At 61.4% G+C, this 16,307-nt stretch carries 16 protein-coding genes; 14 read left to right on the forward strand and 2 right to left on the reverse strand.

The genetic code is table 11. The annotated features are described in order from the left end of the window. The 9 genes from AB4061_RS07645 to AB4061_RS07685 form a co-directional block, all read left to right on the forward strand. A partial coding sequence (locus AB4061_RS07645; protein ID WP_441632409.1) for a hydrolase occupies positions 1-567 on the forward strand: 567 nt, incomplete at its 5' end. A gap of 116 nt (positions 568-683) precedes the next feature. After that, on the forward strand, positions 684-1,673 hold the full coding sequence (locus AB4061_RS07650) for an alpha/beta fold hydrolase (RefSeq protein ID WP_441632411.1): 990 nt from the start codon (positions 684-686) through the stop codon (positions 1,671-1,673). Between the two features lie 81 nt (positions 1,674-1,754). Continuing rightward, positions 1,755-3,626: an amidohydrolase gene (locus AB4061_RS07655; protein WP_441632413.1), complete on the forward strand. Its 1,872-nt coding sequence runs from the start codon at positions 1,755-1,757 to the stop codon at positions 3,624-3,626. A 28-nt stretch (positions 3,627-3,654) separates the two neighbouring features. Next, complete coding sequence (locus AB4061_RS07660) at positions 3,655-4,089, forward strand: DoxX family protein (RefSeq protein ID WP_441632415.1); 435 nt, start codon at positions 3,655-3,657, stop codon at positions 4,087-4,089. Positions 4,090-4,293: 204 nt separating this feature from the next. Continuing rightward, entirely contained in the window at positions 4,294-4,587 is a 294-nt protein-coding gene (locus AB4061_RS07665; RefSeq protein WP_441632417.1) for a XapX domain-containing protein, read from the forward strand. Between the two features lie 4 nt (positions 4,588-4,591). Next, positions 4,592-5,740 carry a porin gene (locus tag AB4061_RS07670; RefSeq protein WP_441632419.1) on the forward strand — a complete coding sequence of 383 codons (1,149 nt, stop codon included), beginning with the start codon at positions 4,592-4,594 and terminating at the stop codon, positions 5,738-5,740. 33 nt (positions 5,741-5,773) lie between these two features. Then, positions 5,774-6,502 carry a YoaK family protein gene (locus AB4061_RS07675; RefSeq protein ID WP_441632421.1) on the forward strand — a complete coding sequence of 243 codons (729 nt, stop codon included), beginning with the start codon at positions 5,774-5,776 and terminating at the stop codon, positions 6,500-6,502. A 567-nt stretch (positions 6,503-7,069) separates the two neighbouring features. Next, a complete protein-coding gene (locus AB4061_RS07680; RefSeq protein ID WP_441632423.1) occupies positions 7,070-8,512 on the forward strand; it encodes a catalase in 1,443 nt (480 codons plus the stop codon). Positions 8,513-9,060: 548 nt separating this feature from the next. After that, positions 9,061-9,453: a response regulator gene (locus tag AB4061_RS07685; RefSeq protein ID WP_441632425.1), complete on the forward strand. Its 393-nt coding sequence runs from the start codon at positions 9,061-9,063 to the stop codon at positions 9,451-9,453. 72 nt (positions 9,454-9,525) lie between these two features. Here AB4061_RS07685 and AB4061_RS07690 read toward each other — a convergent pair whose 3' ends face one another. Continuing rightward, a complete protein-coding gene (locus tag AB4061_RS07690; protein WP_441632835.1) occupies positions 9,526-10,236 on the reverse strand; it encodes a response regulator transcription factor in 711 nt (236 codons plus the stop codon). A 210-nt stretch (positions 10,237-10,446) separates the two neighbouring features. Next, positions 10,447-11,367, reverse strand: a complete 921-nt coding sequence (locus AB4061_RS07695) for a helix-turn-helix domain-containing protein (RefSeq protein WP_441632427.1) — start codon at positions 11,365-11,367, stop codon at positions 10,447-10,449. A 566-nt stretch (positions 11,368-11,933) separates the two neighbouring features. On the opposite strand from AB4061_RS07695, the gene AB4061_RS07700 reads away from it, so the two are divergent. From AB4061_RS07700 to AB4061_RS07720, 5 genes are all read left to right on the forward strand, one after another. After that, complete coding sequence (locus tag AB4061_RS07700; RefSeq protein WP_441632429.1) at positions 11,934-12,173, forward strand: hypothetical protein; 240 nt, start codon at positions 11,934-11,936, stop codon at positions 12,171-12,173. Between the two features lie 595 nt (positions 12,174-12,768). After that, positions 12,769-13,467 carry a hydrolase gene (locus AB4061_RS07705; protein WP_441632431.1) on the forward strand — a complete coding sequence of 233 codons (699 nt, stop codon included), beginning with the start codon at positions 12,769-12,771 and terminating at the stop codon, positions 13,465-13,467. An 85-nt stretch (positions 13,468-13,552) separates the two neighbouring features. Beyond that, positions 13,553-13,747 carry a hypothetical protein gene (locus tag AB4061_RS07710; protein ID WP_441632432.1) on the forward strand — a complete coding sequence of 65 codons (195 nt, stop codon included), beginning with the start codon at positions 13,553-13,555 and terminating at the stop codon, positions 13,745-13,747. Between the two features lie 61 nt (positions 13,748-13,808). Next, entirely contained in the window at positions 13,809-14,048 is a 240-nt protein-coding gene (locus AB4061_RS07715; RefSeq protein ID WP_441632434.1) for a DUF2789 domain-containing protein, read from the forward strand. A 168-nt stretch (positions 14,049-14,216) separates the two neighbouring features. Then, positions 14,217-15,887 carry an amidohydrolase gene (locus AB4061_RS07720; RefSeq protein WP_441632436.1) on the forward strand — a complete coding sequence of 557 codons (1,671 nt, stop codon included), beginning with the start codon at positions 14,217-14,219 and terminating at the stop codon, positions 15,885-15,887. The last annotated feature ends 420 nt before the right edge of the window (positions 15,888-16,307 follow it).

Here is a 16,307-nt window from a genome sequence, read left to right on the forward strand (position 1 = left end):
GTCGTTGGCCTGGCCAAGGCGGCAAAGATCTTCAATATCCCGACGACGATCACCACCGTCGAGAGCGAGTCGTTCTCGGGCTTCACCTATCCGGAACTGCTCGACGTGTTCCCGGACCAGAAGACGCTGGAGCGCACCTCGATGAACTCTTGGGACGACCAGAAGGTGCGCGACGCATTGGCCGCCAATGGCCGCAAGAAGGTGATCGTCGCCGGCCTGTGGACCGAGGTCTGCAACACCACCTTCGCGCTGTGCGCCATGCTCGAAGGCAACTACGAGATCTACATGGTCGCGGACGCTTCGGGCGGCACCAGCAAGGAAGCCCACGACTACGCCATGCAACGCATGGTCCAGGCCGGCGTGGTGCCGGTGACCTGGCAGCAGGTGCTGCTCGAATGGCAACGCGACTGGGCCCACCGCGACACCTATGACGCCGTCATGAAGCTGGCGAAGGAACACTCGGGCGCCTATGGCATGGGTGTCGACTACGCGTACACGATGGTCCACAAGGCCGCCCAGCGCACGGCTACGGGGCACGAATCCATCGCCCCGGTGCCCGCACGCTAAACGCTGATCAAGAAGAAGATAGTCATCGGCCTACGCACGATTTCCGTGTATAGGCCGATGCAACCAGCGATCTCAATCATCCCGGATTTCGAGCCAACTTTCGGCTAGCCCCAATCATGCAAACTGAACACACCCAGGAACACGGTCACAACATCGATGCATCGCGCCGGCAACTGCTGGTAGGTAGCACTGTTGGCGCCGCGGCCGCATCGGTGGCGTCGCTTGCCGCACTGACGCCCACGGCCGCGCAAGCCGCGCCAGCCAGCAGCCGCGCCACGAAGCAGGGCCACTACATCACGACCAAAGACGGCACGCGCATCTTCTACAAGGACTGGGGCACGGGCAGCCCGGTGGTGTTCTCGCACGGCTGGCCGCTCAATGCCGACGCCTGGGACGCCCAGATGCTGTGCCTGGTGCAGAAGGGCTTTCGCGTGATCGCCCATGACCGTCGCGGCCATGGCCGTTCGGACCAGCCCGCGCAGGGCAACAACATGGACACCTACGCCGACGACCTCGCCGCGCTGCTGGACGCCCTCGACATCAAAGGCGCCACACTGGTTGGCCACTCCACCGGCGGCGGCGAAGTGGCGCACTACATCGGCCGTCATGGCACGAAGCGCGTGGCCAAGGCGGTATTAATCGGCGCGGTGCCGCCAATCATGCTCAAGACCGCGGCCAATCCGAACGGGCTGCCAATGGAAGTGTTCGACAGCATCCGCAAGAACGTGACGGAGAACCGCTCGCAGTTCTACAAGGACCTGACTACGCCCTTCTTCGGCTTCAACCGCCCCGGCGCAAAGGTTTCGCAGGGCACCATCGATGCGTTCTGGGCACAGGGCATGACAGGTGGCATTCTGGGCCAGTACGCATGCATCAAGGAGTTCTCAGAGGTGGACTACACCGAGGACCTGAAGAAAATCACCGTGCCGACGCTGATCCTGCATGGTGACGACGACCAGATCGTGCCCATCGACAACTCGGCCCGCCTGTCGGCCAAGATCGTCAAGAACGCCACGCTCAAGGTCTACCCGGGCGCATCGCATGGCATGTGCGTAGTCAACGCCGATCAGGTCAATGCCGACCTGCTTGCCTTTCTGAACAGCTAAGCCGCGATGTCAGTTACCCGCCGGCAATTCATCGCCTCTGCTGCCGCCCTCGGTGCGGCGGCCTCTTCGGATCTTCTCGCCATGACCCCGAACCCGACTCCCGACCTGATCCTCGTCAACGGCAAGTTCGCCACGCTCGACAAGTCCAACCCGCAAGCCGACGCGGTCGCAATCCACGACGGCCGCTTCGTGGGGGTGGGCATGCGCCAGGACATCATGAAGCTCTCGGGGCCGCAGACAAACGTGATCGACCTGAACGGCCGGCGGGCCATTCCCGGGCTGATCGACAGCCACATGCACATCATCCGCGGCGGGCTGAACTACAACATGGAGCTGCGCTGGGACGGCGTGCGCTCGCTGGCCGATGCCATGCGCATGCTCAAGGACCAGGTGGCACGCACGCCCGCGCCGCAGTGGGTACGCGTGGTCGGCGGCTTTACCGAGCATCAGTTCGCCGAAAAACGCCTGCCGACCATCGAGGAACTGAATGCGGCGGCGCCGGATACGCCTGTGTTCATCCTGCACCTGTACGACCGTGCCATCCTCAACGGCGCCGCCCTGCGCGCAGTCGGCTATACCAAGGACACGCCGAACCCGCCGGGCGGCGAGATCGTGCACGACAAGGCCGGCAACCCCACGGGCCTGCTGCTCGCCAAGCCAAACGCCACGATCCTCTACGCCACGCTGGCCAAGGGCCCCAAGCTGCCGCCCGAGTACCAGAAGAATTCCACCCGGCATTTCATGCGCGAGGTGAACCGTCTTGGCGTGACCGGCGTCATCGACGCTGGCGGCGGCTACCAGAACTACCCGGAGGACTATCACATCATCGAAGAGCTGCACAAGGACGGGCAGCTCACGGTGCGCCTGGCCTACAACCTGTTCACGCAGAAGCCCAAGGAAGAGCTGAGCGACTTCAAGACCTGGACATCGACCGTCAAGCCAGGCCAGGGCGACGACCTCTACCGCCACAATGGCGCCGGCGAAATGCTGGTCTACACGGCGGCCGACTTCGAGGACTTCCGTGTCGAGCGCCCCGACATGGCGCCGTCGATGGAAAGCGACCTGGAGCCGGTGATCCGCCTGCTGGCGGAGAAGCGCTGGCCGTGGCGGCTGCATGCCACCTATGACCAGACCATCTCGCGCGCGCTGGATGTCTATGAGAAGGTAGCCAAAGACATCCCGTTCGACGGCCTGAACTGGTTCTTCGACCACGCCGAGACGATTTCCGACCGCAATATTGACCGCATCGCTGCGCTCGGTGGCGGCATCGCGGTGCAGCACCGCATGGCCTATCAAGGCGAGTACTTTGTCGAACGCTACGGTGCCAAGGCTGCCGAAGCCACGCCGCCAATCAAGAAGATGCTCGAGAAGGGCGTCAAGGTGGGCGCCGGTACCGATGCCACGCGCGTGGCGTCGTACAACCCGTGGGTATCGCTTTACTGGCTGACCACGGGCAAGACCGTCGGCGGCATGTCGATGTATCCACAGGCCAACCTGCTCGATCGCGAAACGGCGCTGCGCCTGTGGACCGAGGCCAACACGTGGTTCTCATCCGAAGTGGGCAAGAAGGGCCAGATCAAGGTGGGCCAGCTGGCCGACCTGGCCGTGTTGTCGGCCGACTACTTCTCGGTACCGGGCGACGACATCCAGGACATCACGTCGGTGCTGACCGTGCTCGGTGGCAAGGTGGTCTATGGCGACAGCGAATTCGGCAAGCATTCGCTCGACATCCCCCCCGCGATGCCGGACTGGTCACCGGCCCGCCACGGCAGCCAGTACCAGCCGCGCCCGCAGGCCCAGGCGCGCGCACTGGCGCTGAACACCGCGTGCGGCTGCGCCAGTTCGTGCGGCGTGCATGCCCATGCGCATGCCAAGGCCTGGACCTCGGGCGTGCCGACGTCGGACGAAAGCACGTTCTGGGGCGCGCTGGGCTGCTCGTGCTGGGCATTCTGATCCACGTTGTCCACATCGGAGAGCGGCCATGACCATCTCGACACCCCCGCTAACCACGGCCGGCAACAATACCCACCGGCTGCCTCGCTGGCTGCGCTGGATCGCCCTGCTTTTGCTGTGCGCAGCCTACCTGCAGGGCGGTTTGGTCAAGCTGTTCGTCTTCTCCAGCGCCGTGACAGAGATGCAGCACTTCGGCCTGTCGCCTGCTGTTCCGCTGGCCGGGGCGACGATTGCGCTGGAGCTTGGGGCGTCGGCAATGATCCTGACCGGCTTCTGGCGTTGGCTCGGCGCACTGGCGCTGGCGGCGTTCACGCTGATGGCCACGTTCCTGGCCAACCGGTTTTGGAGCGCACCGCCCGAAGCGCAGTTCATGATGGCCAACGCGTTCTTCGAACATCTGGGCCTGGTGGGTGGGTTCCTGCTCGTGGCGTGGGATGACCTTCGCACGCGGAGACAACCGTGACGCAATCTGCCATCTCCGCGGCCAAGCCTGCATCGGGCGGCACGTTTGCCCCGCTGGCCCAACCCACGTTTGCGGTACTGTGGGTGGCCACGATACTACCGCGCTGATCCCGAACCGCATGCGGCTGCCGCGCGGCGAAGACGGACTGGGCCTGCCGCCGGCGTAGCGCCGCCCCGATATCCCCCGTTTCCAACCTTGTCTCATATGAAGCTCTATCTCATCTCCCTTGGCGCCGGCATCCTGGTCGGCATCATCTATGCATTGATGCAGGTCCGCTCGCCTGCGCCGCCCGCAATTGCTTTGATCGGGTTGCTAGGCATGCTGATTGGCGAGCAGGTTGTGCCGCCGGTCAAGCGCATGCTGGCGGGCGAGCCAGTCACCATTGCATGGTTCCGCGGCGAATGCGTCCCGAAGATTACGGGTACACCGCCCAATGCGGACACGACCGTTGAACCGTCGGCAGCCCTCCGCGCGCGTAGCAAAGAAGGGAACCAGTAACGCCATGAGTCGTCTCCGAAACCAGCCCGAAGCACTTACCAGCCGTACTAACGCAATTGGGCCCCAGCGCATTTACGTCGCCTTGGCAGCGTCCTTGTCCGCGGCCGCCGCACCTGCCGTGGCGGACAGCAATGTGGCGGTCTATGGTCGGCTGAACACAGCAATCGAGTATGTGACCGTGACCACCGCAACCGACGGCACCAGACTAGGCAATACGGCGCGCCTCACGAATAACCGCTCCGTGTTCGGCTTACGGGGCGAGGAACAGTTGGCCAACGGGATCAAGGCGATCTGGCAAATCGAAAGCGCCCTGTCGATTGACAACGGCGCGGGGCAAATCGCCGCACGAGATACCCGGCTCGGCCTGCAGAGCCCGTACGGCACCCTCTTCATGGGCAACTGGGACACACCATACACAAGTGCGACCAAGAGCTACGACCCGTATTACCCCACCACCGCGGGTTACATGGCGCTGATAGGCAATGGCGCTGCGTCTACCAGCGACAATGTCCAGAACACCAGCTCATTTGATCGACGACAGAAGAACTCATTGCACTACCAGTCGCCGACGTGGCACGGCTTGAGCGGCGCCATTGCCTGGGGATTGCCGGAAGAAAAGACAACGGTGCCGCGCAATCCCGCGCTGTATTCCTTTGCCACCGCCTATGACCACGGCAACCTGAACCTGACGCTTGCCTATGAGATCCACCAGCGCTATCAGACCAGCGGACGCAATGACGATGCAATCAAGGCAGGAATTTCCTACCAGTTCCCGTCGACACGCGTCAGTGCCCTGTATGAACGCCTGCACTACCGTACCGCCACTGGAGACCTTACGCGCGATGGCTACTATGTCTCGCTGATACAGCAGCTTGGCACCGGTAGCATACGCGCCGGCTTCGCCTTTGTCGGCAATGGCACCGGCACGGCTATGGAAACAATTGGATCCGTCCGCAGTGGTTCGGAAACCGGCGCATTTCAGGTAACTGTCGGCTATGACTATCCCCTTTCCAAGCGAACCGCGCTATACGCTTACTACAGCCGCATCAACAACCGCAGCAACGCTACCTATGACTTCGCCATCAATAACATCGGCATCAGGGCCGGCGCCGACCCGCAGACGTTCGCCATTGCGATGCGGCACAGCTTCTGACCGTTCGCTGAACAACCTTCGTGGGAGACCGCATTGACACCCCCACAGCTTCCCGACACGGGCGGCCGCGCTGATCTTTCGGGACCGGCGTTCGGCTGCATCCTGGCCTTTGTCGCAGGCTATGTAGACGTGGTCGGGTTCATTTTGCTAACGGGCCTGTTTACGGCACACGTGACAGGAAACTTCCTGATGATCGGCGTCGACATCGCCGGTGATTCGACGGGCCTGCTCGCCAAACTGCTTGCGCTGCCGACTTTTGCCTTGGCGGTCGCTGCCGCCAGGCTGACCGAGTCACGCATCGTACGGAACAAACAATCGGCACCCTCGCTGTTGCTATTTGCCGAGGCCGCGGCGCTGGTTCTCTTCATCATTGCCGGGCTTCACGCCTCTCCCATTTCTGATCCGGGTACGCCGGCAGCCGTCGGCGCCGGCATGCTTGCCGTGGTGGCCATGGGTATTCAGAACTCACTGTCCAGGACGTCTTTGTCAGACCTTGGCCCCACGACGATCATGACGGGAAATACCACGCAAATTATCATTGACTTGGTGGACTTGCCATCCGCATCTGAGGCGGAACGCAAAGCCATACGCGGCCGGCTCAAGAAGATGGTACCGGCGCTCGCGGGTTTCGCATCAGGCGCCGCTCTCGGCGCCCTTGGCTATTCGATGCTCTCGATCTGGTGTGTCATGCTGCCAGCCGTATTGCTGACTGCGCTCAGTCTATTGACTTGGCGCAATGGCGCAAACAGCCTTCAGAAGTGAATTGGCAGACGAGTGAATTCGAGATGCCCTCGCGTTCCTCCGCTACATAGCTTGCAATCGGCAAAAGACCACCGCTGACCGAGCCTTGAGAACTTCCCCCGGCATCGACGATGCGCATGATCGAGCCGGGGAAAGCTTATAACTTCATTGGTATTGATCACTCAAAAGTACCAACGGATTATCCAGGTCTGTCAGCCATCCATACGGTTTGTGGGGCATCACCGAGGTATAGGTTGGAGACTAAGGAATAGTGCTAGCCGTTAGCAATCGTTCGCGGATCTCCCATCGCGCTACCAGTGCCGAGCTGAGCAAGTAGCATTCCGAAGTCCGCGACCAGACCGAAGACCCAGCCGGCTAATACGAACAGACAATAGCCATAGCCTGCATCGCCAATTAATCTCTCCTGGTTTTGCAGGATCACGACACAGCCGGAGCAGTGCACCGTGCGGAGGACAGTCCTGCGCGGAGATGGGTGACTCATCCGCTGCCGCCTCCGGTCTCGCATCCGTGCACTGATTTCCGGCACGAAGATCCCCCCAATCTCCCTCACCAACAAGAAGACTCGCGATGAACAGAGACACTCTCACCACGGCTGCGGGCGCACCGGTTACGGACAATCAGAACTCGCAGACCGCCGGTCCGCGCGGGCCGATGCTGCTGCAGGATGTCTGGTTCCTGGAAAAGCTCGCGCACTTCGACCGCGAGGTCATTCCCGAGCGCCGCGTGCACGCCAAGGGTTCAGGCGCGTACGGCACGTTCCGCGTGACGCACGACATCACGAAGTACACGAAGGCGTCGATCTTCACGGAAATCGGCAAGGAGACGCCGCTCTTCATCCGCTTCTCCACCGTGGCCGGCGAGCGCGGCGCGGCCGATGCCGAGCGAGACGTGCGCGGCTTCTCGGTCAAGTTCTACACGGACGAAGGCAACTGGGACGTGGTGGGCAACAACACGCCGGTGTTCTTCGTACGCGATCCGCTCAAGTTTCCGGACTTCATCCACACGCAGAAGCGCAATCCGCGCACCAATCTACGCGACCCGATTGCCGTGTGGGACTTCTGGTCGAAGCATCCGGAGTCGCTGCACCAGGTCACGATCCTCATGAGCGACCGCGGCCTGCCACAGAACTACCGCCAGATCCACGGCTTCGGCTCGCACACGTACTCGTTCATCAACGCGAACAATGAGCGCTTCTGGGTCAAGTTCCATTTCAAATCGCAGCAGGGTATCTCGAACTGGACCAATGACGAGGCAGCGAAGGTCGTGGCGGCCGACCGCGAAAGCGCGCAGCGCGACCTGTACGAGAACATCGAGAAAGGGAATTTCCCGCGCTGGAACCTGCGCGTGCAGATCATGCCGGAGGCCGACGCGGCAAAGTACCACGTCAATCCGTTCGACCTGACCAAGGTGTGGCCGCACAAGGACTACCCGCTGATCGACGTGGGCGTGCTGGAGCTCAACCGCAACCCGCAGAACTACTTCGCCGAGGTGGAGCAGGTGGCGATGAATCCAGCCAACATCGTGCCGGGCATTGGCTTCTCGCCCGACAAGATGCTGCAGGGGCGGCTGTTCTCGTACGGCGACACGCAGCGTTATCGCCTGGGGATCAACCACCACCAGATCCCGGTCAACGCGCCGAAATGCCCGTTCCACAACAGCTTCCACCGTGACGGCGCAATGCGCGTGGATGGCAACCAGGGCGGCAAGCTCAGCTACGAGCCGAACCGCCAAGGCGAGTACGCGACGAGCGAGCGGGCGGTCGAGCCGCCGCTGGCGCTCGATGGTGCCGCGGACCGCTGGGACCACCGCGTCGACGCGGACTACTACAGCCAGCCTGGGGCGCTGTTCCGCCTGTTCGACGACGGCCAGCGGCAGCGGCTGTTCGCGAACATCGCGGTGGCAATGCAGGGCGTGCCCGAGGAGATCGTGCGCGTGCAGATTGAGCATTTCACCAAGGCCGATCCGACCTATGGTGAAGGAATCCGGCGTGCAGTGAACTGCCTAAAGTGAGCTGACCGATTCACCGCTGTCCTGCTCGGGAGGGGGTGGGAACTTGAGTCGGTACCAGCAAGACTGGCACTCGCCTGCGGTCTGCGATCGAACTGCTGGCGGCACCAAGCCAAGCAAGGTCTCGCGCCTTCGAGCACTTCAGCAAGAAAACGCGTCACTGCGGGCAAGCAGGCCGACTGCAGGCTAAGGGAGCGACGCTGCTCCCCTACTACTGCAGCATCGACAATCCCGATAGCGCTATCTACCATCAATCGTCCATCATCAAACGGTCCCGGGGTCGCCCGCACGCACAAGGACTTTTTGCATATGCGGTGCCATTTCGAAGCAGCCATGCATGTAATACCTTGGTATGAATCGGACAGAATAGCTGGCCGGCTCACTATTGCGGGGGGACTGATTTTCCTGGCCAGCGTGACTTCATCGCAACGTAGCGTGGAACGTGCACCCGGGGGATCGGCAATACCATCGTATGACAGGGTATGCATGGGTCTGGCGTTACGCTTCCAGCAGAGCATTGCCAGCGCTCAACGCGTATACAAGGAGTCAGTGTGATAGCTCTCGCCACGATCGCAATAGTTGACGACGATGCCGCCGTCCGAAATGCCGTGGGGGGGCTGCTGCGTTCGCTCGATCTTGGCGTGCAATTGTTCGGAAGCGGCCAAGAGCTACTGCGGTGGACTTCGCTGCCTTGCCTGTCCTGCGTGATCACGGACGCGAAAATGCCCGGCATGGACGGCTTCGCTTTGATAGAGGCGCTGCGCGCACGCAATCTCGATATGCCTGTCATTTTCATGACTGCATTTGCGCATGAGGGATTTGATCAGCGTGCCAGGGCATTGGGTGCAACGTGCGTCCTCTACAAGCCCTTTCAGGACACGGACATCATCCAATGCATTGAAAAAGCACTACGGCCTCGCACGACGGACTCTCCTTCATCGTAAGTGTGTCGTGCAGTGGATCGATGAGACGTCCTTACATGACCTTCGTCCTCCGCACGCTGCCCGATGCCGTCCCTACGCTAGGGTTGCGGTTCCAAGCTGTCGAGGCTGCAGCCGGATAGCAGGCCGTTCATCGGCTTTGGACTTAAAGGGAAGCAACACGAGACCGAGAGTTTGCGCAAGTAGCACCAGATCGGCGAAGCTCCGGGCCCTCATTTTTCGCATTGCCTGGCATCGATGAACTTTGACAGTCACTACGCTGATGCACATGGCGGCGGCAATCTCCTTGTTTGTCAAACCTGATGCGGCATGCGCCATGACCTCACTCTCCCGCGGCGTCAGGGAGCGAAAGCAGTCGCGCACTGCAGCCAATCGGCACAAGCGCTCACGTCGCGGGCCCTCCTTCTGTAGTGCCTCCGTGACGGCATCGAGCAGTTCCTGTTCACGGAACGGCTTGGAAAGAAAGTGTTGTGCTCCCGCCTTCATAGCAGCAACCGTCATCGGAATGTCCCCGTAGCCGGTCATGAAGATGATGGGAATATGAATACCGAGCTCTGCCATGCGGGCTTGCACATCCAAGCCACTTTGCCCCTTCAGGCGCACATCGAGAACCAGGCAACAAGGCGCATCTGGGAAGCCGAAGGCAAAAAGCTCGGCGGCGGAGCCGAGCAGCACGGCTTGAATGCCGACTGAACGAAACAGGCTTCCCAGCGCGTTTCGCACCTGCAAGTCATCATCGACAACAAGGACCACCGCGTCGTCCTGCGGCGCTGATTCGGCGCGCATCGGTAGTACAGCAGTCACGGTAGGGCCTCCACGTAGCATCGACATCAGAGGCGCGAATCACCCCACGGCTCCATGCGGGGAGATAAGACGCGCCCGGCAGCAATGTAGTGTTACACCAGCCCTTTGGCTTGAACACGTGTGCGCTCTATTGTCGTTTTGTGCTCAGCGCGGGCCAGATAATGGCTGGCGAGTGCCGGCACCCAGGCGTGCCTAGTCCTGCCGACCGCTCCGCCAGTCACCCGGCGTCAGGCCAAGCTTCTTGGAGAAACTGCGTGTGAGATGGCTCTGATCCGCAAAGCCGCACGACGCAGCGATCCCAGCTATCGGCAAGTCCGTGGTGCGCAGCAGTGCCGCCGCGCGCTCGAGGCGACGCTCAAGCAGCCATTCATGTGGTGTTTTGCCAGTACTCTGCCGAAATGCCCGGGAAAAATGGCTTCGGGATAATTGACACGCATCAGCGACCGCCGCAATGGACACGTTTCCGTCGTCAAGTCGCGCCGCGAGGAACTCCTGCGCCCGCGCGAGTATGCGAGGCGAAAGTTGGCCCATGGAGTGAATGCGTTTCCGATTGACACCTCCATAGTGTTCGACCAGGTATGTGCCGATCGCGTGTCCGAGTTGATCGACAAACAACCTGCTGGCGCCTTCAGGCCGCGCGAGCGCGGGTAGGAGTGCCTGGGCGAGATGGGCCAGCACGGCGTCCGTCTGCGCCGCGGCATGTCGCAGTTCAAGACCTGCGGGGCAGCCGAGTTCCAGGGCTGTACGCTCCATGAAGGGGCGCGGCAGTTCGATGAGTACGAAATCAAACGTCCCATACATATCCGCCTTGTAGTCATCCTGGAAGTTCCGCAGATAGATGGAGCCTGCCTCGAATGCATGCATGTTCGCCTGATTCGGACGGAAAATGCGTCGACGATGGCCTTCCATCAGGGAGACGCCAACCAGAAACCCTCGTGCTGAAGCAGGGGTCACTACCTGACTCATCCGCTCAATCACGGAACTCTTGCGATAGAAATGGAGATCGCCGGCGGCAAGCGCCTGATCGTATCGCAATGCCTCCGACAAACAACCCAATGAGTCGCGCTGAATGGCCGGCTTGGCGGATTCGTGAGTAGATGTGGAGAGTCGCATGGCCAGGTAGTCATGATCGTCGCGCCAAGCCAAACACGACCGGGCGACCTTGCGTTACTGAAAATACCGTTGACGCTGGCAGCTCGAAAAGCGCCCGCCTTCCTACAGTCAAACGATTGCTTGGAGAACATACCATCATCGCCAAGCATGAAGGAACTAAGGCTGCTGATTTCGCCCCCGATCGTCAGGCTGATCGCGGCACTCTTGCCGGCCCGGCTGCCGAATACACCTCTTGCGACGCCGCCCGGCCCCGCAAATTGGACGTTGGCCGGAGGTTTACCGAAACGAACGTCTTGCGGTAGCCCAGGGCCTCCATCACTTCTCTGACATCGTCCGATGAAGTTTGCTTCCGCGGGCAGTCCGATTTCATGTAGCCGGGGGCGAGTCAAGCACTTGTGCACCAGTCCTTTCCGGTTACGAACGCGCCAAGCATGTGGGCCACTCATACCAGAAGACGATGGAAACTGTGGACTCATCCGAATAATGTGCGCAAACCCCAAGTCAACATTTGGCTGCGCTAAGCCGGCACTTGAGACAAACACGGGATGAACAATCACGGAGTTTCCATGAATGGCAACATCTACTTGAAGATGGCCCAGCTCCAAGCGGCGGTCCATGCCAATGAACAAGACGCGACATTGTGGCGCTGGTTCTCAGATCAGATGGAGGACCAGACAATGCGCTGCGAACGCAAAAAGGGGGACTGGGTCATTTGCGTGGCCGGTCGCGAGCTGGCGCGTGACCCGTCCTTCGACCTGGCGGTTCGCGCCGCTCACTTCCTTTGCCGCGCACTGAGAGCCTTGTAGACGAGCCGGTGACAATGTACGCGCCGCGCAGGGTCGACAAGCGGCGCGCATACCGCCGCGGCCTTTTCCTGCGGTACGGGGCCTTCCCACTGCTCTGCCGCCTAGACTTCGACGCTCTCGACGTGGCGCATCGCCGGTGTTCGATTGCAGTTCTTCGGTGACGACTCTGGCCATCCTCCCGTCTTCACGCAGTGCCTTGCATACGCAAATGTGATTGGGCGGTCTACGTCGGTTGTCCATTCGTGGGGACCTGAAGGAGTGCTCCCTATTTGTCGCGCTATATCGGTCGCGCGGAAATTTTCAACAATCGGCTGGTTACCCGGCTACCTAAACAAGGTGCGCACTGACAAGAAGACGATGACGCGCGAGACCGCGGAACTCCTGTGGCGCGTCGTCCAAGGGCGATGGACCCACTGGGACAGAGTCCTCTCGCGCCTCAATGAACTAAATTCAATTATTTTGAATAACTATTGCAGAGATAGGCCACTTTCTGGAAAGGGGCAGTCGGTATAGTTCTGCACATAGACAGGCCAGCCCGAATCATCTCTGCCAGACAAAACGCGAATCGTTGAATCAAATTTTTTGGATAAAAATCATGTCGAACGCCAAACTGCAAGTCCTGACCCCGCGCAACAGCCAACTGATCATCATCGACCATCAGCCCCAGATGGCCTTTGGCGTGCAGTCGATGGACCGCCAGACCATGAAGAACAACGTCGTGGGCCTGGCCAAGGCGGCCAAGATCTTCGACGTGCCGACAACCATCACCACGGTAGAGAGCGAGTCGTTCTCCGGCTATACGTACCCAGAGATCCTGGACGTGTTCCCCGGCAAGGAAACGCTGGAGCGCACCTCGATGAATTCCTGGGATGACCAAAAGGTGCGCGACGCCCTGGCCGCTAATGGCCGCAAGAAAATCATCGTGGCCGGCCTGTGGACCGAGGTCTGCAACACCACCTTCGCGCTGTCCGCGATGCACGACAGCGACTACGAGATCTACATGGTTGCCGACGCCTCCGGCGGCACCAGCAAGGAAGCGCACGACTACGCCATGCAGCGCATGATCCAGGCCGGCGTGGTACCGGTGACCTGGCAGCAGGTGTTGCTCGAATGGCAGCGCGACTGGGCGCGCCGCGACACCTATGACGCGGTGATGAAGCTCGTCAAGGAGCACTCGGGCGCCTACGGCATGGGCGTGGACTATGCCTACACGATGGTCCACAAGGCCGCACAACGTACTGCAACCGCGCACGAGTCGATCGCGGCCGTGCATGCGCCGGTGATCGAGAACTAAACGCCCCTGGTCTGCGCCGAACGCTTCCTGTAGTTTTCGGCGCCATACAACCTTCGGCTGCAACGCCACCACGGCTCACTGAAAAATGACACACGACAAGAAGATCGCCACGAAGTGGGAAATGGCGGCGTTTGCATTCCTTACCGGCTTTAATGCACATGCCCACACGTCTTCGTCACTGGGCGTTGTCTCTGGCACGCTCGCTGTTTGCGCGCTGATTGCGCGGGCCATGCATAGCTGGGTAGAACAGCCCGCAAACGCGAGCGCCGCTCTTATTTAAAAATGTGCGGTCCTACGGCGGCGCTTTCATCCGCCAAAACCCTGCTTCCCGGACGTTTCCCATGGACACCCCATTTCACCAGTTTTCCGACCTGTTCGCCCAACTCGGCTTGCCATCCGACAACGCGGATGTTCTTGCGTTCCTTGCGAAGCATTCGTCGCTACCGCAAGACATCAATCTTTGGGAAGCACCATTCTGGACGCCGGCCCAGGCAACCTTGCTGCGCGACGGATTTGACGAGGACGCAGACTGGGCACAATCCGTGGACCAGTTAAATCTTGCGTTGCGCGCACCTGCTTGAACTGGTCGAGATTCTCGCCGGGAGCACAGGTTTAACTTCTTCTATTCGCGAAGCTCTTTGTCCGTCATCCTCTATTAAAATCGTACGTGGCTATAAAATAAGCAGTAGGCATCCTGAGAGCCCACAAAAAAACCAAAGCGCTGTACGACAACAACAAGGAGATTTGACTTGAAACACGCGATCCACAAGAGCCTGCTGGCAGTAGCCGTCGGCTTGACGATGTCGGCCCACGCCGCGCCTACGCTGATCGAATCCGTGCAGGGCTACACCTTGAAGAACGACCAGGTCGCCAGCTTCACCGGCCTGGTGTTCGACCAGGGCAAGGTGCTGGCCACCGGCGACGCCACCGCGCTGCGCGCGCAGTACCCCGATGCCAGGCGCGTCGACGGCCAGGGCAAGACCCTGCTGCCGGGCCTGATCGACGCGCACGGCCACGTGTTCCGCCTGGGCTTCAAGACCACCGAGATCTCGCTGTCGGGCACCAAGGACCTGGCCGAAGCGCAGGGCATGATCCGCGCCTACGGCGACAAGAACCCGCAGCGCAAATGGCTGCTGGGCTACGGCTGGAACCAGGTCAACTGGAAGCTGGGCCGCTTCCCCACCGCGGCCGAGCTGGACGCCGCCGTATCGGACCGCCCGGTGCGCCTGGTGCGTGTGGACGGCCACGCCGCGTGGCTGAACACCAAGGCCATGCAAGCCGCCGGCATCACGCGCGACACCAAGGACCCGGCGGGCGGGCGCATCGAGCGCGACGCCAACGGCAACCCCACCGGCGTGCTGGTCGACAAGGCCATGGCGCTGGTCAACAACGTGATCCCGCCGTACTCGGACGACGACCGCCGCGCCGCGCTGGCCGCCGCACTGGCGCACATGAACGCGCTCGGCCTGACCGCCGCGGGCGACGCCGGCGTGACCGCGCAGGAAGACCGCATCTACCGCGAGTTCGCCGACCAGGGCAAGCTGACCACGCGCATCTACGGCATGATCCGCGACACCGGCGACGACTTCAAGGCGCTCTCCGCCAAGGGCCCGCTCTCTGGCTACGGCAACGACCGCTACTACCTGCGCGCGGTCAAGCTATACGGCGACGGCGCACTCGGCAGCCGTGGCGCGGCGCTGATGGCGCCGTACTCGGATGATCACGTGCACAGCGGCCTGCTGTTCATGAGCGACGCGGCCATGCAGGCGAGCGTCAAGATGGCGATCAAGGCCGGCTACCAGGTCAACGTGCACGCCATCGGCGACGCCACCAACCACCAGGTGCTGGACGCGATTGAAGTCGCCTACAAGGAAGTCGGCGGCCGCGAGCTGCGCAACCGCATCGAGCACGCCCAGGTGGTGGCGCTGCCGGACATCCCGCGCTTCAAGCAGCTCGACCTGATCGCCTCGATGCAGCCCACCCATGCCACCAGCGACATGAACATGGCTGAGGACCGCATCGGCAAGGAACGCATCAAGGGCGCGTACGCCTGGCAGACCATGCTCAAGCAAGGCACCGTGATTGCCGGCGGCTCGGACTTCCCGGTGGAATCTGCCAACCCCTTCTACGGCCTGCATGCAGCGGTCACGCGTACCGACCACGAAGGCCGCCCGATCAAGGGCTGGCATCCGGAGGAAGCCATGACCCTGACCCAGGCCTTCCGCGCCTTCACGCTGGACGCCGCTTACGCGGAGCACCAGGAGAAGACGCTGGGATCGCTGGAGCCGGGCAAGTGGGCCGACTTCATCCTGGTCGACCAGGACCTGTTCAAGGTGGCGCCGGCCGAGATCTGGAAGACCCGCGTGACGCAGACGTGGGTGGCGGGTGAGCGCGTGTACGCGGACGCAAGCGCACGTTGATATTGATACGCTGAATTGCGGAGTGCCCTGGCGTGTATGCTTCGCCATGGCATGATCGAGAGGCCGGCCCTGCGCCGGCTTTTTTTCATGCGCGCTGCCTCGTCACAGCGTGTGTTGCAAACAGAAAACATCCATTGCCCAACCCCCCAGGCAGCAAGCGATCAAGTGGCGAGCATGGCGCACAGGCCATTGCGCCATGGGAGGAAACAATGCCAGCAGAGGCCGCGGGGAATGTCTCACCCTCCGAAAATGTGCCCATGCGCATGTGAAAGCCAGGTCTCTGCCCGCATGGGAAATGGGGGTATCGGATGCCATTGATTTCAACGGTGTGACATCCTGCTCTTACACATTCTTACAGCAGTGGCGCCGCTTCTTGGCTAGCCTTCATTCACTCGCCACCGTGCAGCGAACCCGAGTCGT

It is taken from the genome of Cupriavidus sp. YAF13 (assembly GCF_052113425.1).
Lineage (GTDB): Bacteria > Pseudomonadota > Gammaproteobacteria > Burkholderiales > Burkholderiaceae > Cupriavidus.